The organism is Aquibium microcysteis (assembly GCF_014495845.1).
In the GTDB taxonomy this organism is placed as follows: Bacteria; Pseudomonadota; Alphaproteobacteria; order Rhizobiales; family Rhizobiaceae; genus Aquibium; species Aquibium microcysteis.
Map to the genome: position 1 here is coordinate 4,145,799 of NZ_CP061080.1, position 17,780 is coordinate 4,163,578.

15 protein-coding genes are annotated in these 17,780 nt (G+C 67.7%); 13 read left to right on the forward strand and 2 right to left on the reverse strand.

Translation table 11 applies throughout. The features are described 5' to 3' along the window. The first annotated feature begins 5 nt into the window (after positions 1–5). From sdhA to IAI54_RS19450, 9 genes are all read left to right on the forward strand, one after another. Positions 6–1,835 carry a succinate dehydrogenase flavoprotein subunit gene (gene sdhA / locus IAI54_RS19410; RefSeq protein ID WP_187968752.1) on the forward strand — a complete coding sequence of 610 codons (1,830 nt, stop codon included), beginning with the start codon at positions 6–8 and terminating at the stop codon, positions 1,833–1,835. A 25-nt stretch (positions 1,836–1,860) separates the two neighbouring features. Beyond that, positions 1,861–2,121: a hypothetical protein gene (locus IAI54_RS19415; RefSeq protein WP_187968753.1), complete on the forward strand. Its 261-nt coding sequence runs from the start codon at positions 1,861–1,863 to the stop codon at positions 2,119–2,121. Beyond that, the gene (locus IAI54_RS19420) at positions 2,105–2,515 is read left to right on the forward strand and encodes a type II toxin-antitoxin system VapC family toxin (RefSeq protein WP_187968754.1); all 411 of its coding nucleotides are present in this window, start codon (positions 2,105–2,107) and stop codon (positions 2,513–2,515) included. The genes IAI54_RS19415 and IAI54_RS19420 overlap by 17 nt, the downstream gene beginning before the upstream one ends. A 15-nt stretch (positions 2,516–2,530) precedes the next feature. Beyond that, positions 2,531–3,310 (forward strand): succinate dehydrogenase iron-sulfur subunit, encoded by a 780-nt coding sequence (locus IAI54_RS19425; RefSeq protein ID WP_187968755.1) that lies wholly within the window; start codon positions 2,531–2,533, stop codon positions 3,308–3,310. Positions 3,311–3,851: 541 nt separating this feature from the next. After that, entirely contained in the window at positions 3,852–4,793 is a 942-nt protein-coding gene (locus tag IAI54_RS19430; protein ID WP_187968756.1) for an IS110 family RNA-guided transposase, read from the forward strand. A 680-nt stretch (positions 4,794–5,473) separates the two neighbouring features. After that, positions 5,474–6,124: a YceH family protein gene (locus IAI54_RS19435; RefSeq protein WP_187968757.1), complete on the forward strand. Its 651-nt coding sequence runs from the start codon at positions 5,474–5,476 to the stop codon at positions 6,122–6,124. A 105-nt stretch (positions 6,125–6,229) separates the two neighbouring features. Then, on the forward strand, positions 6,230–6,577 hold the full coding sequence (locus IAI54_RS19440) for a carboxymuconolactone decarboxylase family protein (protein ID WP_187968758.1): 348 nt from the start codon (positions 6,230–6,232) through the stop codon (positions 6,575–6,577). An 81-nt stretch (positions 6,578–6,658) separates the two neighbouring features. Further along, positions 6,659–7,258: a peptide-methionine (S)-S-oxide reductase MsrA gene (gene msrA, locus IAI54_RS19445; protein WP_187968759.1), complete on the forward strand. Its 600-nt coding sequence runs from the start codon at positions 6,659–6,661 to the stop codon at positions 7,256–7,258. A 246-nt stretch (positions 7,259–7,504) separates the two neighbouring features. Further along, a complete protein-coding gene (locus tag IAI54_RS19450; RefSeq protein WP_187968760.1) occupies positions 7,505–9,898 on the forward strand; it encodes a putative bifunctional diguanylate cyclase/phosphodiesterase in 2,394 nt (797 codons plus the stop codon). A gap of 117 nt (positions 9,899–10,015) precedes the next feature. Here IAI54_RS19450 and IAI54_RS19455 read toward each other — a convergent pair whose 3' ends face one another. Both IAI54_RS19455 and IAI54_RS19460 read right to left on the reverse strand, forming a co-directional pair. Next, the gene (locus IAI54_RS19455) at positions 10,016–10,441 is read right to left on the reverse strand and encodes an OsmC family protein (RefSeq protein ID WP_187968761.1); all 426 of its coding nucleotides are present in this window, start codon (positions 10,439–10,441) and stop codon (positions 10,016–10,018) included. A gap of 165 nt (positions 10,442–10,606) precedes the next feature. Further along, positions 10,607–11,857 carry a ubiquinone biosynthesis hydroxylase gene (locus tag IAI54_RS19460; RefSeq protein WP_420838312.1) on the reverse strand — a complete coding sequence of 417 codons (1,251 nt, stop codon included), beginning with the start codon at positions 11,855–11,857 and terminating at the stop codon, positions 10,607–10,609. A gap of 104 nt (positions 11,858–11,961) precedes the next feature. On the opposite strand from IAI54_RS19460, the gene IAI54_RS19465 reads away from it, so the two are divergent. The 4 genes from IAI54_RS19465 (at position 11,962) to IAI54_RS19480 (ending at position 17,703) form a co-directional block, all read left to right on the forward strand. After that, the gene (locus IAI54_RS19465; protein WP_187968762.1) at positions 11,962–12,828 is read left to right on the forward strand and encodes an acyl-CoA thioesterase; all 867 of its coding nucleotides are present in this window, start codon (positions 11,962–11,964) and stop codon (positions 12,826–12,828) included. A gap of 226 nt (positions 12,829–13,054) precedes the next feature. After that, positions 13,055–13,393 carry a P-II family nitrogen regulator gene (locus tag IAI54_RS19470; protein WP_187968763.1) on the forward strand — a complete coding sequence of 113 codons (339 nt, stop codon included), beginning with the start codon at positions 13,055–13,057 and terminating at the stop codon, positions 13,391–13,393. A 28-nt stretch (positions 13,394–13,421) separates the two neighbouring features. Beyond that, entirely contained in the window at positions 13,422–14,813 is a 1,392-nt protein-coding gene (locus tag IAI54_RS19475) for an ammonium transporter (protein ID WP_187968764.1), read from the forward strand. Between the two features lie 211 nt (positions 14,814–15,024). Further along, a complete protein-coding gene (locus tag IAI54_RS19480; protein WP_187968765.1) occupies positions 15,025–17,703 on the forward strand; it encodes an FtsK/SpoIIIE family DNA translocase in 2,679 nt (892 codons plus the stop codon). Positions 17,704–17,780: the final 77 nt, after the last annotated feature.

Below are 17,780 nucleotides of genomic sequence, written 5' to 3' on the forward strand. Positions count from 1 at the left end.
CGCACATGGCCAAGGCAACATCGGTCAACGGCAAGGCCTATACCTTCGTCGACCACAAGTTCGACGTCGTCGTGGTGGGCGCCGGCGGCGCGGGGCTTCGCGCCACCCTCGGCATGGCCGAGCAGGGCCTGAAGACCGCCTGCATCACCAAGGTCTTCCCGACCCGCTCGCACACGGTCGCCGCCCAGGGCGGCATCGCCGCCTCGCTGCAGAACATGGGCCCCGACCACTGGCAGTGGCACCTCTACGACACCGTGAAGGGCTCCGACTGGCTGGGCGACGTCGACGCCATGGAGTACCTCGCACGCGAGGCCCCGGCGGCCGTCTACGAACTCGAGCACTACGGCGTGCCCTTCTCGCGCACCGAGGAAGGCAAGATCTACCAGCGGCCCTTCGGCGGCCACATGCAGAACTTCGGCGACGGCCCGCCCGTGCAGCGCACCTGCGCGGCCGCCGACCGCACCGGCCACGCCATCCTGCACACGCTCTACGGCCAGTCGATCAAGAACAACGCCCAGTTCTTCATCGAGTATTTCGCGCTCGACCTGATCATGACCGACGGCGTCTGCACCGGCGTCGTGGCCTGGAACCTCGACGACGGCACCATCCACCGTTTCGCCGCGAAGATGGTGGTGCTGGCCACCGGCGGCTACGGCCGCGCCTATTTCTCGGCGACGTCGGCGCACACCTGTACGGGCGACGGCAACGGCATGGTGGCGCGCGCAGGCCTGCCGCTGCAGGACATGGAGTTCGTGCAGTTCCACCCGACCGGCATCTACGGCGCCGGCTGCCTGATCACCGAGGGCGCCCGCGGCGAAGGCGGCTATCTGGTCAATTCCGAGGGCGAGCGCTTCATGGAACGCTATGCGCCCTCGGCCAAGGACCTCGCCTCGCGCGACGTCGTCTCGCGCTGCATGACCATGGAGATCCGCGAGGGCCGCGGCGTCGGCAAGGCCAAGGACCACATCTTCCTGCATCTCGACCATCTCGATCCGGCCGTGCTGCACGAGCGTCTGCCCGGCATCTCGGAATCGGCCAAGATCTTCGCCGGCGTCGACGTGACGAAGGAGCCCATCCCGGTGCTGCCGACGGTGCACTACAACATGGGCGGCATCCCGACCAACTACTGGGGCGAGGTGCTGAACCCGACCGAAGGCGAGCCGGACCGCGTCCAGCCCGGCCTGATGGCCGTCGGCGAGGCGGGCTGCGCCTCCGTGCACGGCGCCAACCGCCTCGGCTCCAACTCGCTGATCGACCTCGTGGTCTTCGGCCGCGCCGCCGCCATCCGCGCCGGCGAGGTCGTCGACCGCAACGCCGCCATCCCGGCGATCAACGAGGCCGCCGTCGACAAGATCATGGACCGCTTCGACCGGCTGCGGAACGCCAATGGCGGCACGCCGACCGCCATGCTGCGCGAGAAGATGCAGCGCGCCATGCAGGAGGACGCCGCCGTGTTCCGCACCCAGGACTCGCTGGAGAACGGCTGCCGCCGCATCTCGGCGATCTGGAAGGAACTGCCTGACGTCAGGGTCACAGACCGCTCGATGATCTGGAACTCGGATCTCGTCGAGACCCTGGAACTCGACAATCTGATGGCCTGCGCCATCACCACGGTCTACGGCGCCGAGGCCCGCAAGGAGAGCCGCGGGGCGCATGCCCGCGAGGACTTCTCCGAACGCGACGACGCCAACTGGCGCAAGCACTCGCTGGCCTGGGTCGACGAGGCGGGCAACGTGACGCTGAAGTACCGCCCGGTCCACACCGAGACCATGCTCCCGGCATCGCAGGGCGGCATCGACCTCGCCAAGATCGCGCCGAAGAAGCGGGTGTATTAGGATAGGGCCTGAAGGAGGTCCGCAGATGGGTGAGATCACGATCCGGGTGAGCGACGCGACGGTGATGGAGGCGCTGGAGGAAATGGCGTCGATCCACGGCCGGCCGGTCGAGCGAGAGATCGAGGGCGTTCTGGCGCGCGCCGTTGAAGACTTCCGTCGGCGCCGCGCTATCGTCAGCCGCATCGATGCCATCGCCGACACGACGCCGAAAGGAGTGGTTCAGACGGATTCCGTCGAGATCATAAGAGAAATGCGTGAGGAGCGCGACCGTGCGCTGGGTGGTTGACGCCTCCGTCGCAGTGAAATGGGTCATCATGGAGGATGGCCGTGAGGAAGCGAGACGATTTCTGCTGACGAACGACGACATTATAGCACCGGAGTTCCTCGTGGTCGAAGTGGCCAACGTATTGCGGAAGAAGATCGCCCGACGGCAGTTCGAGGCAACGAACGGCGTTCGTGCGCTGGAGGGTGTCCAGTCCGCGATCGGCATGTTCGTGCCGGACAGGTTGCTCGCGGCCGAGGCGTTCTCTCTGGCCGAACGCCTTCAGCACTCGGTCTACGATTGCCTGTACCTCGCCTGTGCCGTCCGCAATGAGGCGACGATGCTGACTGCCGATACCAAGTTCCTAGAAAAGCTCGCTCTGTATCCCGAAGGGAGCAGGGCTCGGGCGCTCACCTGAGACAGGTTTGATTCCATGGTCGAACTCACGCTTCCCAAGAACTCGAAGATCAACCCGGGCAAGACCTGGCCGAAGCCGCAGGGCGCGACCAACCTGCGCGAGTACAAGGTGTATCGCTGGTCGCCTGACGACGACCAGAACCCGCGCATCGACACCTATTTCGTCGACATGGACGATTGCGGGCCGATGGTCCTCGACGCGCTGCTCTGGATCAAGAACAAGATCGACCCGACGCTGACCTTCCGCCGCTCCTGCCGCGAGGGCATTTGCGGCTCCTGCGCCATGAACATCGACGGCGCCAACACGCTGGCCTGCACCAAGGGCATCGACGAGATCGGCGGCGCGGTGAAGATCTACCCGCTGCCGCACATGCCGGTGGTCAAGGATCTCGTGCCCGACCTGACCGTGCCCTACGCGCAGCTCACCTCGATCCAGCCCTACCTGAAGACCGTCTCCCCCGAGCCGGCCAAGGAATGGCTGCAGAGCCACGAGGACCGGCAGAAGCTCGACGGCCTTTACGAGTGCATCCTGTGCTTCTGCTGCCAGACCTCCTGCCCGTCCTACTGGTGGAACGGCGACCGCTATCTCGGCCCCGCCGTGCTGCTGCAGGCCTACCGCTGGCTGATCGACTCGCGCGACGAGGCCACCGGCGAGCGCCTGAACGACCTGGAGGACCCCTTCCGCCTCTACCGCTGCCACACCATCATGAACTGCGCCCAGACCTGCCCCAAGGGACTGAACCCGGCCAAGGCGATCGCCGAGATCAAGAAGATGATGGTGGAACGGGGGGTTTAGGCGATCGGGTCATTGCGGCTTTCGAAACTCGCTCGCCGCGAACGGAGCCTGGCACCCATCGTGCGGGTCAGCTGCCCATCGGACTGAGGAACGTGGGCTGTATCCGCGGACAGGATGTAGCGACGGCACCGTCTCATCCGTCTCGTCATCCTCGGGCGAAGCAGGCCGAAGGCCGTCGCGTAGGCCCGAGGATCCATGCCTCGGCGTATCGTGCGTGGCGGGACGCGGGAGAAGGCCGCCGGCAGTCCTGCACCACATCGCACGGCGGGAGCGGCGAGGCATGGATCCCGGATACGGCGTCCTGCGCTGCGCTTGGACGCCGTTCCGGGATTGTTTGAGCCGAACGGGGTAGTGTTGGATGAGGCTGCGGGCTCGAACACCCGCAGCCTCGGCGGCAGGCGACCGTTTCCGGGATCGGGCCGACACCCGACGTCATCAAGGCTCCCTGCCGCCTTTGCACCACCGCTTGGAGAGTTGATCGGGCCCCTGACGCGCCGTCACGCCCGCAAACAATCCGAAGCCCGCAAAGGATAGCACCCTCATGGCCTTTCTGCACCACCCGCCCGCCTGCTGCCTCGGCGTCGATGTCGCCAAGGACAGTCTCACCGTCAGCAACGGCCGCCAGGCCGCCGCGACCATCGACAACAGCCGATCCGCCATTCGCGCCATGCTCAAGAAAGCCCGGCCCGACCTCGTCGTCTGCGAGCCTACCGGCGGCTACGAACTGCTGCTTCTGGAGGAATGCCTCAAGGCCGGAATCGCCTGCCACCGTGCCGACACCCTGAAGCTCAAGAGCTTCATCCGCTCCTTTGGCACGCTCGGCAAGAGCGATGCCATCGACGCCGCCCAAATGGCCGCCTATGCGCGCGAGCGCTGGGCCAAGCTGTCTTTGTGGCAGGCGCAAGACGCCGACGAGAGGCAGTTGCAGGTCCTGGTGCGGCGTAGGGCCGACCTCGTCGCCTTCAGGGTCGCCGAGCGCAACCGCTCCAGGGCGCCCGGCGCCAAGGCACTCGCAGCCTCCTTCAAGGCCATGCTGGCCGCCATCGAGCAACAGATCGACAAGCTCGACGCGGCGATCGCCGCCCTCGTCGCACGCAGCCAGAGCCTGCGCCAACGCATCGCCGTGTGCACCGCCATGAACGGCATCGGCCTCACATGCGCCGCAACCCTCATCGCCCAGATGCCCGAACTCGGCTCCCTCCAGCGCAGGCAGGCCGCCGCCCTGGCCGGGACAGCTCCCCACCCCAACGAGAGCGGAACCGCAACCGGCCGGCGGCGGCAACGCGGCGGCAGGCCGCAGATCAGAACAGCCCTGTTCATGCCGGCACTGCGCGCAGCCGCCGGCAGAGGCGAGTTCGCATCCTTCTACAAACGCCTCGTCGACAACGGAAAACGCCCCATCGTCGCAATCGCCGCAGTCATGCGAAAGATCATCGTCACCCTCAATGCAAGGCTCAGAGACGCACAATCGGCTCAGAGTTGATGACGAAGGTGGGGCGGCGACCGAAAGGGGGCCGGACGATGTGACGACGGCGACGGCGGCGGGAGCGGCCGCCGACCGTCGGTGGCACGCCTCGTCGTGCACCGGATCGCGGGGACGGATGGCGAGGCATGGATCCCGGATACGTCGTCCTTCGCTGCGCTCGGACGTCGTTCCGGGATGACGAAGGCGGGGGCGCGCAGGCCTCCAGCCCCTCGTCCTCGGCGTCCGTCCCGATGCGGCCAGCCCGCGTGGCACGTCATTCCGGGGCCGCGCAGCGGAACCCGGAATCCAGAGCGCCGGCGCCTCGGACGGGGGCACGAGCGCCGCGCATTTCCGCCTCGGTCACCACGCTGGATTCCGGGTTCCGCTGCGCGGCCCCGGAATGACGCCGCCGAGGGAGGCCGCGGGGGGACGATGCCCGCCTGAAGATGCTCAGGTGCAGCAGAGTTGATGACGGGGAGAGGATGCGAAGGGATCCGGAGATGCAGATCGCGTCGCAGGCAACCCGCCGTCGCGGGCTCGGGATTGCTCCGATGACGGGCTTGAGCCTGTGCCGCCATCCCAAAGCCGGAATCTGTTGCATCCGCAGCCCCGCATCGGGTTAAAAAGGCGCTCGCTCCGGCGCTCCTCACCCCGAGGTGCGAGCGCAGCGAGCCCCGAAGGACGCACCTGAGATACCCATGGACACCCCCGCCTCCGACCTCCTGCTCCTCAACGCCGTGGAAGCCCGCGTGCTGGGTTCGCTCATCGAGAAGAAGGAGCTGACCCCCGACGTCTACCCGCTGTCGCTCAACGCCACCCAGTCGGCGACCAACCAGAAGACCGCGCGCGAGCCGGTGATGAGCCTCGATCCGGCAGACATCCACCGTGCCTTCAAGTCGCTGATCGAGAAGGGGCTGGTGCGGCAGGTGCTCGGCTCCCGCGTCGAGCGCTACGAGCACCTCCTGTCGCAGCGATTCTCGCTCACCCGCGGCCAGACCTCGCTGATCGGCCTGATGCTGCTGCGCGGACCGCAGACGGCGCATGAACTCATGGCGCGCGCGGAACGGATGGCGCGCTACGCCAATGTCGAGGAGCTTCTGGCCGACATCGACCTCTTGATCGGCCGCAAGACGCCGCTCGTCCAGCTCGTCGAGCGCGGCCCCGGCCAGCGCGAGGACCGCTACGCGCATCTGCTCTGCGGCCCGGTGGCCGCTGCCCCACGCTCTGCTGCCCCGGCACGCGCCTTCGCCGCGGCCGATACGTCCAACCTCGAGGCGCGCGTGGCCGCGCTCGAAACGGAGGTTGCCGACCTCCGTGCGATGCTCGAGAGCCTGACCGGGAACGGCTGACGGCCTTTTTCTCCCCCGTCCTCCACCGCTTGATCCCCGTCAAGCCGCCTGCCTCGCCGTCCGGCTATCACCCTTCCCGACGACGGAAAGGGAGCTTGCCTTCGAATGGCGACCACGAACTGGAACGACCTCATCAGCCAGACGAGCGGGCGCATGGCCGCCGTCCGCGCGGGCATGCCGGACGTGGCCGCCGGCTTCGCCCAGCTTGCCAAGGCCGCCATCGCACCGGGTGCGCTCGATTCGAAGACCAAGGAACTGATCGCGCTCGCCATCGGCATCGCAGCGCGCTGCGACGGTTGCCTCGCCTTCCACGTCAAGGCCGCCATCCGCTATGGCGCCACCCGCGAGGAGGTGCTGGAGACCATCGGCGTGGCCGTCTACATGGGCGGCGGCCCATCGATGATCTACGGTGCCGAAGCGCTCGACGCCTACGACGCGCTCGCCGCCGCTTGATTTCACGCAAGCGTGTTGGCGCTTGATTTTGCGGGGCGGCGGAACGGCGCTATCTCTCTTGCCAACAGGGAGATGTCCGCCATGCTGCGCATGCTGATCGCCGCCACGCTCGCCACTTTCGCCGCCTCGGCTTCGCCTGCCGCCGCGCAGCAGACCGAAAGCGCCATCTTCGCCGGCGGCTGTTTCTGGTGCATCGAGTCCGACATGGACAAGGTGCCGGGCGTCACCGCCACCACCTCGGGCTATTCCGGCGGCACGCTGCAGAACCCGACCTATCCGAACCACGAGGGCCACCGCGAGGTGCTGAAGGTCGATTTCGATCCCTCGAAAGTGTCCTTCGCGCAGCTGGCCGACATCTTTTTCCGCTCCGTGGACCCGACCGATGCCGGCGGACAGTTCTGCGATCGCGGGCACGCCTATACGACGGCGATCTACGTGGCGGACGACAAGCAGAAGCAGGCGGCCGAGAAGGCCAGGGCGGCCGCACAGGCGGAACTCGGCAAGCCGATCGTCACGCCGATCGAGATGGCGGGCACCTTCTGGGCGGCAGAAGACTATCACCAGGACTACTACAGGAAGAATCCGATCCGCTATCGCTACTACCGCGGCGCCTGCGGCCGCAACGATCGCGTCGAGGCCCTGTGGGGCAACGCGGCTTACCAGGGCATCCCTGCGCACTGACGGAACGGCCGCGGGCGTACGGGACGGACTACCGCCCCCGCTTCGCAGTTTCCTTCGCCGGGACAGAGGGCGCCGATGCTCCCGATCCGGATGTACCGTTTAACGTTTTTCAATCCTGTTTGCCGTTTCTTGGCGTGAAACCGCGCCGATTGCGGCGGGTGGCCGTTGCGTTAACCGCTTGGCGGGCTGCCGGGTGCTAAGGAGCCGGCGAGATCGAGACAACCAACCTGGTAGCCCGTGTCCGCCTTGAACCGCCTTCCAGCAGCCGTCGCCGCCGTCCTCCGCGGGCTCGTCGCGCAGTCCCCGCTGGGCCGCTGGTACCGCCTCAGCGGCCTTGCGCCCGACGCGTCGCCGGAAGTCGCCAGCATTCGCGCGGCGCAGATGCGGTCCATGCTCCGCTACACGCCCGTGATGATGGGGGCCAACGTCGTCAACGCCCTGTGCGTCCTGATCGGCATCGTGCAACAGGTCGCGAATGCCGTCCTGCTCGCCCTCTGGACCGCTCTGGTCATCGCATTCGCGCTTCAGGCGATGGCGGTTTGGATAGCGGGCCGCCATCGTCCGCCGCGTGAGAAGGTGTCGTCCCGGGGACTTTGGCGGACCACCCGCCAGGCTGCACTGCTCGGGCTGCTCTGGGGCATCCTGCCGGCTGTCTGGTATCCCGAACTGGATCAGTGGGGCCAGATCCTCGTCGGCACGCTGGTGACCGGTATGATCTGCTGCGGCGCCTTCGCTCTCGCGACGGTCCCTTCGGCCGGGACGGCCTATGTGTTGGCCCTGATGGCCGGCAGTCTCGTCGGCCTCATCCGGGCCGACATTCCCCATGCCGAGGTGATCGCGGTCCTGCTGCTCGCCTATGCGGTCGCCGTCACCTACGCCGTGTTCGGCACCGGTAAGCTGTTCGTGGAGCACTTCGAAGCCGAAACCGCCCTGAAGCACAATGGTGAGGTCATCCAGCTGCTCCTCAACGAGTTCGAGGAGAACGGGTCCGACTGGCTGTTCGAACTCGACGAGCACCTGCGCATCGTCTCCTGTTCCCCTCGATTCCTCGATGTCGTCGCCGACGAGGAGCACGATCTGCGCGGCCGGCGCTTCGGCGACCTTCTCGCAGCGGCCGGGCAGAAATCGCTGTTCGCCGCCCTCCAGGGCGGCCGCGCCTTCCGCGACGTCGTTGTGGAGGCCGGCGGGCCGGACGGCACCCGCTGGTGGTCGGTCACGGCCGGCCCGCTCTTCGACTCCGAGGGCAGGATCTGCGGCTGGCGCGGGGTCGGCTCCGACGTCACCGAGGCGAAACTCGCCAAGGACCGGATCGTCTGGATGGCCACGACCGATCAGCTGACGGGCCTGCCGAACCGCCTTCACTTCCGCGAACGCGCCGAGCGCGCCATCGACCGCTGCCGCGCCTCCGGCGCGCAGGTGGGGCTCGCGAGCCTCGACCTCGACGGCTTCAAGCAGGTCAACGACACGCTGGGCCATGCGGCGGGCGACGAACTCCTCGCCCGGATCGCGTTGCGCCTGCACGATTTCGCCCGCGACGGCGTCACCATCGGGCGGCTCGGCGGCGACGAGTTCGGCGTTCTGATCGAGTGCGAGGCAGGAAGCGGCTCCATGGTCGGACTGCTCGAGAAGATCGTGGTCGCGATATCGGCACCCATCGCCATCGGCGACAGCACCGTCTCCGTCGGAGGAACCGCCGGGCTTGCCGTTACCCGATCCGCCGACGAGGACATCGATCGCCTGATGAGCAACGCCGATACGGCGCTCTACGCGGCCAAGGAACAGCAGCGCGGCTCTGTCGTCCGGTTCTCCGAGGCGATGCAGAAATCGGCCGACGAGAAACGCGGCCTGGCCGACGACCTCAAGCTGGCCGTCGCCGAGCGCCAGCTGGAACTTCACTACCAGCCCATCGTCGATGCGAGTACCCTGCGGGTCGTCGCCGCCGAAGCGCTGCTGCGATGGCGCCACCCGCGACGCGGGCTGCTGTCGCCGGAAGCCTTCATCGGCATCGCGGAAGCGACCGGTCAGATCGGCCGCATCGGCAACTGGGTGCTTCAACAGGCCTGCCGCGACGCCGCCGCATGGCCCGACCACGTCGGCGTCGCCGTCAACGTGTCGCCCGCCCAGCTGGTGACGAACGGAACCGGCGCCGCCGTCCGTGCCGCGCTCGCGACCAGCGGCCTCCCCGCTGGCCGTCTCGAACTAGAGATCACCGAAGCAGTCTTCGTCCGGCATGGAACCCAGGCTGAGGAGTTCATGCGCGACATGAACGGCGTCGGCGTCCGGATCGCGCTCGACGATTTCGGCACCGGCTACTCCTCGCTCGGCTACATCACGCGCTTCCCCGTCGGTAAGCTGAAGATCGACCGGTCCTTCGTCTCCGGCGGCGCCGCCATCAAGGAGCGGAACGCCATCATCTCGGCGATCGTCGGCATCGCGCGATCGCTGAACATGATCACGACCGCCGAAGGCGTCGAGAACCCCGGCGAACTGGCCTGGGTGCGCAATCTCGGCTGCACCCAGATCCAGGGCTATCACGTCGCGCGGCCGATGACCGCCGCCGACTTCGCGGCCTACTTGCTCAGCCGGGAGCCCGAACTGGAGGTCGTCGTGCGTCAGAGGCCCGCAGCGATCATGGCCTGATGCCGGCATGGCCGGCCGCTGGAGCAGCCGTCCGTCGACACCGGTATCAGGCGAAAGACAGCCGCGAAAGCCGGGACCTTGAGCATGCGGAGCGAACGAGGACGATCGCGACGCGCTTCAGGCCAGCCGGGCGTCGAGCGAGACCTGGATCGCGCCGAGTGCCTTCGAGACCGGGCAGCCGGCCTTCGCCTTCTCCGCCAGCGAAACGAAGGTGCCTTCGTCGATGCCCGGCACGGTGCCCGTCACCTGCAGCGCGCTGGCGGTGATGCCGGTTCCCGGCACCAGCGTCACCACCGCCCGTGCCTCGAGCTTTTCGGCCGGGGTGCCGTTCTCCGCCAGGAAATGCGACAGCTGCATGGCGAAGCAGCCGGCATGGGCCGCCGCGATCAGCTCCTCGGGGTTGGTGCCGGAACGGCCGGACTCGTCCTCGAAGCGGGATTTGAACGAATAGGGCAGCGACTTCAGCGCGCCGCTCTGCGCCTCCAGCGTTCCGCTCCCATCCTTCAGGGCGCCTCTCCACACGGCGGTTGCATGGCGATCCATCGTCGTCTCCTTCATCTTGCGTCCCGGCTCCTCCGGGCGGACGACAACGCGCGGACGCGGCGCCCGTTCAACGTATTCCCGCGAACACGCGGCCTCATGCGCGAATTTGGCGACACCCGCATGTCGCATGCGTCGCGCCACCGCAGCCCGGCGCCGCAGCCGCGCTCAGATCGGTTCGCCGCGCAGCAGGTTCGGTGCCGGGCCCGCCAGCCCGGCCGCCTGGCGGATGAAGAAGTCCTTCAGTGCCGGCACCCGGTCGACCATGCCGAGCCCGATGTCGCGGATCGTCCGCAACGGACCGAAATCGTTCGAGAACATCCGGTTCAGCACGTCGGTCGTGACGCCCATCTGAACCGTGTCGAAGCGTCTCCATCGGGCATAGCGCTGAAGCACGTCGACGGCACCGATGTCCTCGCCCATCCTGTCCGCCTCCACCACGACCTGCGCCAGCGCGGCGGCGTCCTTGAAGCCGAGGTTGAGGCCCTGGCCGGCGATCGGGTGGATGCCGTGCGCGGCATCGCCGGCGAGCGCGAAGCGCGGTGCGACGAATTCGCGCGCCAGCGTCAGCCCGAGCGGCCACGCCTTGCGCGGTCCCTCAACCCGGATGTCGCCGAGCTTGAGGCCGAAGCGCAGTTCGAGTTCCGTCTCGAAGACGATGTCGTCTTCGGCCACCAGCCGGTCGGCCTCGGCGGTCCGCTCGGTCCAGACGATCGAGGATCGGTTCGTCCCGTCCGCGGCGGGCATCAGCGGCAGGATCGCGAAGGGGCCTGCCGGCAGGAAGTGCTCTTCGGCCCGGCCGCCGTGCGGGCGTTCGTGCGCGACCGTGCAGACGATGCCCGACTGGCCGTAGTCCCAGTGCACGGTCCTGATCCCCGCCATGTCGCGCAGCCGCGACTTCACGCCGTCGGCCGCCACGAGCAGCCGCGCCGTGATCGTCGCCCCGGCCGCCAGCCTGACGGTGACGCAGGCGCCATCGACGTCGAAGCCCTCGACCGCCGTCCCCTCGAGGATCGCGATGCCGAGCTCGCCCGCGCGCCGACGCAGCGCCGCGTTCATCGCCCTGTTCGGGATCATGTGGGCGAAGCTCTCTCCCTCTGCCACCTCGCCGTCGAAAGTCAGGAACACCGGCCGCACCGGATCGCTCGTGCGCGAATCCGTCACGATCATCTCGGTGATCGGCTGCGCCTGCGGCAGGATCTCGTCCCAGCAGCCGAGTTGCTCGAGCATCCGCCGGGCTGCGGCCGCCACGGCGGAGGCGCGGACGTCGCGCTCCCACACGCCGGCCGGTGCGGCATCCACCAGGGTGATCGCGAGCCCGGGGCGCGACTGGGCGATCGCGACAGCAGCCGCGAGGCCGACGTATCCCGCCCCCGCCACCACGATGTCGGCGCGCTCTGATCCTTCATGCGTCATCATCGAACTCCTCGCGGCGCCGTGCCGCAGCTTGACTTCACCTGCCTGGCTGGTCGAAACCGGCTCGTCGGCCGGAGGCGGCGAGACGACGGAAGGAGCCAGCACCGATGTCTTCAGCCATGCAGGAACTTCTGTCCATTCTCGACCTGGAGCGGCTGGAGCACAACCTGTTTCGTGGTCGCAGCCCGCAGACCGCCTGGCAGCGCGTCTTCGGCGGCCAGACGATCGGCCAGGCCCTCGTCGCCGCGCAGCGCACCGTCGATCCGGCTCGCCGTGTCCATTCCCTGCACGGCTACTTCATGCGCCCGGGCGACACCAAGGTGCCGATCGTCTACGAGGTCGACCGCATCCGCGACGGCCTTTCCTTCAACACGCGGCGCGTCGTTGCGATCCAGCACGGCCACGCGATCTTTTCGCTCGAGGCGTCCTTCCAGCTGGTCGAGGAGGGCCTGGACCATCAGGTCCCCATGCCGCTCGGCGTACCGGCACCCGAGGACCTCAGGACGCAGCGCGAACTGCTCGACACGATGGAGGGCGTGCCGGAGGTCATCCGCCGGTTCTGGGCACGCGAGCGCCCGCTCGAGATCAAGCCTGTCAGCATCGAGCACTACGTCAGCCGCGACAGGCTGCCGCCGCAGCAGAACATCTGGATCCGCGCGACCGGACCGGTGCCCGGCGCCTGGCCGATCCAGAGCGCGATCCTGGCCTACCTGTCGGACATGACCCTGCTCGACACTGCGACCTTCCCGCATGGCCGCGCCGTCTTCGATCCCGACCTGCAGGTCGCGAGCCTCGACCATGCGATGTGGTTCCACCGCGACGATCCGCTGGACGACTGGCTGCTCTACACGCAGGACAGTCCCTCCTCATCCGGTTCGCGCGGGTTGTCCCGCGGCGCGATCTACAACCGCACAGGCCTGCTGATCGCCTCCGTGGCGCAGGAAGGGCTGATCAGGCTGCGCTCAAAAGCCTAAATCATAGGCAAAATCGTAATTTTGCCCACATTACAGCCCGCTGATTGTGCAGCGCGATAGACCCGGCTTCGCCGGCGAAGCGTTTTTTCAGTCATTTCAGAAGCTTGGGGGCTTCGTGCGCGAATTGGCACGGAGCTTGAATCTGCATGGTCACGCACCGGGCGCGGAGACGTGGTCCGGAGTGTCTGTAAACGCGGGGACCCGCACAATCGAAGGGTGAAACCTGATGAAGATCGTGATGGCTATCATAAAGCCGTTCAAGCTCGACGAGGTGCGCGAAGCGCTGACCGCCGTGGGCATCCAGGGGCTGACCGTCACCGAGGTGAAAGGCTACGGACGCCAGAAGGGGCACACGGAAATCTATCGCGGCGCGGAATACGCCGTCAGTTTCCTGCCCAAGATCAAGATCGAACTAGCCGTCAGTTCCGACATGGTCGACAAGGCCGTCGACGCGATCAGCAGCGCCGCCAAGACCGGCCAGATCGGCGACGGCAAGATCTTCGTCTACGCGATCGATCAGGCCGTGCGTATCCGCACCGGCGAGACCGACGTCGACGCGCTTTGACAGCCATTTCGATTTCAAGGAGACACCAATGAGCCTTTCCAGCAACTTGAAGATCGCGATGCGCACGGCGTCGCTCGGCGGTCTCGCCGCCGCCCTCGGGCCGGTCATCGCCTTCGCCCAGGAGGCAGCACCTGCGGCAACTGAAGCGGCCGAGGCGGCAGCTCCGGTCATGGACAAGGGCGACACCGCCTGGATGATGATGTCGACCGTGCTGGTCCTCTTCATGATCCTGCCGGGTCTCGCCCTCTTCTACGGCGGCCTCGTACGCGCCAAGAACATGCTCTCGGTGCTGATGCAGTGCACCGGCATCACGGCCCTCGTCATCGTGATCTGGGTTCTCTGGGGCTATTCCTTCGCCTTCGGTGGCTCCACCAGCCCGTTCTGGGGCGGTCTCGGCAAGCTCTTCCTCTCGGGTGTGAACGCCGACAGCATGGCGGCCACCTTCTCCGACGGGTACGTCATCCCCGAATTCGTCTTCATCTGCTTCCAGATGACCTTCGCCTGCATCACGCCGGCGCTGATCGTCGGCGCCTTCGCCGAGCGCATCAAGTTCCGCGCCGTCATGCTCTTCGTGGCGCTGTGGGTCACCGTGGTCTACTTCCCGGTCGCCCACATGGTCTGGGACGCCAACGGCCTGATCTTCACCGGCGCCCATGCCGGCGGCATCGCGGCCCTCGACTTCGCGGGCGGAACCGTCGTCCACATCAATGCCGGCATCGCCGGTCTCGTCGGCGCCATGATCGTCGGCAAGCGCACCGGCTACGGTAAGGACAACATGGCGCCCCACTCCATGACCCTCACCATGGTCGGCGCGTCGATCCTCTTCGTCGGCTGGTTCGGCTTCAACGCCGGCTCCAACCTCGAGGCGAACGGCGGTGCCGCACTGGCGATGATCAACACCTTCACCGCCACCGCCGGCGCCATCCTCGCCTGGGTCGCCATCGAAGGCATGTCGCGCGGCAAGGCGTCGATGCTGGGCGCCGCCTCCGGCGTCGTTGCCGGCCTGGTCGCCGTCACCCCCGCGGCCGGCCTGATCGGCCCGGTCGGCGCGATCGTGCTCGGCGCAATCGCCAGCGTCGTCTGCTACTATTTCGTCGCGGTCGTGAAGATCAAGGCGGGCTACGACGACTCGCTCGACGTCTTCGGCATCCACGGCATCGGCGGCATCGTCGGCGCCATCGGCACGGGCGTCTTCGCCTCGAGCTCGCTCGGCGGCATCGGCTATGCCGAAGGCGTCACCATGGGTGGCCAGGTCTACTCGCAGGTCGTCGCCGTCCTCATCACCATCGTCTGGTGCGGCATCGCCTCGGCGATCCTCTACAAGCTGGTCGACCTGCTCGTCGGCCTGCGCCCGACGGTGGAAGCCGAGCGTCAGGGCCTCGACCTCAACTCGCACGGCGAAGTCGCCTATCACTCCTGATCCGGCGGTTCGCGTCGCCCCGCGGCGCGGACATCCGGAACTTGACCGCATCCTCCCTGACTGGGGCCCGGTTCCGCCGGGCCCCTTTTTTGTCCGCCGGCGCCGGCAGGCCGGCCATGGTTAATGGCGCTTTAACCGCCTGCCCCTAGTCTGGGACCGTTCCGGCACCGCTCCGAGAGTCGTGCCGGCACGCGACCAGAGGATCGAACGCATGCGTCAAGGCCCGTCAGCCGCCTTTGCCCTGTCCGGACTGGGATATGGCATCCAGACCTTCCTGCGCCGTCAGCTGATGCGCTTCGTCGGGCTCGCCCTGCTCGCCTTCTGCGGCTTCGCGGTGGCGAGCCTGGCCACCTGGAACGTCGCCGATCCGAGCTTCAGCCATGCGACCTCGAACCCGGTCACCAATGCGATGGGCTATCCCGGGGCAGTGCTTTCCGATCTCGCCATGCAGTTCTTCGGCCTCGCTTCGGTCGCCGGCCTGCTGCCGGCCTTCGCCTGGGGTCTGTTCTTCGTCTCCGCACGCGGCGTCGACCGCCTGCCGAAGCGCGGCCTCGCCTGGTTCGCGGCGGCCGTCCTGTCGGCCTCCCTGGCAGGCTGCATCGCAGCTCCGGCCACATGGCCGCTGCCGACCGGCCTCGGCGGCGTCGCCGGCGACATGGTGCTCAGGATCCCGGCGCTGTTTTCCGGTGGCTACCCGGCGGGCTGGCTGGCGGTCGCCTGCGGCGCCGCGTCCGCCGTCCCGGCCGTCTGGCTGATGCTCTTTGCGACCGGTCTCGTCGGGCGCGAGACGGTCGCACCGGACGCCGAGGACACGGCCGACGCCGACGACCTCGACGGAGACCTGGACGAGGACGACCGCGGCTTCGCCTTCCTCGGCGCCGTCGTGCACTGGTGGCTGTTCCTGAGCGCCTTCGTGCGCCGTGCGGTCGGAGCGGCACGCCGATCCGCCCGCCGGACGGACGACGCGGGCGTGGCGGAGGACGACGATCCGCTCCTCGATTTCGTCGTCTCGCGCGACGAGCGTCTCACGCCAGCCGCAGGCGAACCGCTGCGCCGCACGCGCGTCGAACCGGCCTTCGCGGCCGAGCCGGGCTTCGACCTGCCGCCCCGCGACCTCGACGACGAGGAGGACGAGGACGAACCGATGCCCGTCGTCGCTCCGGCCCAGCGCAAGGTCGAGCCGCAGGCGCAACCGCAGCCCCAGCCGCGCGCCGCGCAGGGTGCCGAGGCCACCGTCCGCAACTTCCGCTCCGCACCGGGGCAGGCACGCGTGGAGGCACCGGCGCCTCGACCGCTGCCCGGCGCCCGCCTCGAGCGCGAGGCGCAGACCAGCTTCATCGGCACCGACAGCTTCGAGATGCCGTCGCTGCACTTCCTGTCCGAAGCCAAGAACGTGGTCCGCGATCCCAGCCTGTCGAAGGACGCGCTGGAGCAGAACGCCCGGCTTCTCGAAGGCGTGCTGGAGGATTTCGGCGTCAAGGGCGAGATCATCCACGTTCGCCCCGGCCCCGTGGTCACGCTCTACGAACTTGAGCCGGCGCCCGGCATCAAGTCGAGCCGCGTGATCGGCCTGGCCGACGACATCGCCCGCTCGATGAGCGCCATCGCCTGCCGCGTCGCCGTCGTGCCCGGGCGCAACGCCATCGGCATCGAACTGCCCAATGCCAAGCGCGAGACGGTGTACCTGCGCGAACTGCTCGCCAGCCGCGACTTCGAGCAGTCGAAGGCCAAGCTCGCGCTGGCGCTGGGCAAGACCATCAACGGCGAGGCGGTGATCGCCGACATCGCCAAGTTCCCGCATCTGCTCGTGGCCGGCACCACCGGTTCGGGCAAGTCGGTGGCCATCAACACCTTCATCCTGTCGATCCTCTACCGCATGAAGCCGGACGACTGCCGGCTGATCATGATCGATCCGAAGATGCTCGAGCTGTCGGTCTACGACGGCATCCCCCATCTGCTGACGCCGGTCGTCACCGACCCCAAGAAGGCCGTCGTCGCGCTGAAATGGACGGTCCGCGAGATGGAGGACCGCTACCGCAAGATGTCCAAGGTCGGCGTGCGCAACATCGATGGCTTCAACCAGCGCGTCGGCCAGGCGCAGAAGAAGGGCGAGGCCATCTCGCGCACCGTCCAGACGGGCTTCGACCGCGACACCGGCGAGGCCGTCTACGAGACCGAGGCCCTGGATCTCAAGCCGCTGCCCTACATCGTCGTCATCATCGACGAGATGGCCGACCTGATGATGGTCGCGGGCAAGGAGATCGAAGGCGCGGTGCAGCGGCTCGCGCAGATGGCGCGCGCAGCCGGCATCCACGTCATCATGGCCACGCAGCGTCCGTCCGTCGACGTCATCACCGGCACGATCAAGGCGAACTTCCCGACCCGCATCTCCTTCCAGGTGACGTCCAAGATCGACAGCCGCACCATTCTCGGCGAAATGGGCGCCGAGCAGCTGCTCGGCATGGGCGACATGCTCTACATGGCCGGCGGCGGCCGCATCCAGCGCGTTCACGGCCCCTTCGTCTCCGACGACGAGGTCGAGAAGGTCGTCGGCCATCTGAAGCTGCAGGGCGTGCCCGAATATCTCGACGCCATCACCGAGGACGACGAGGACGAGGGCGACGAGCCGTCCGGCAAGGGCGGTGGCGGATCGGGCGGTTCCGGCGGCGGGACCTTCGACGATTCGGAAGACCCTTACGACCAGGCGGTCTCGGTGGTCTTGCGCGACGGCAAGGCGTCCACCAGCTATATCCAGCGCAGGCTCGGCATCGGCTACAACCGCGCCGCCTCGATCATCGAGCGGATGGAGAAGGAAGGCATCGTCGGCCCGGCCAACCATGCCGGCAAACGCGAGATCCTCGTGCCGACCGAGGAAGAGGACCCGTTCTGAACCGGCCGCCCCGCACAGAGCCAAACTAAAGCCGCAGTCGCTTCCTAGCCCTGCGGCATGAACAGGAGATTCGGATC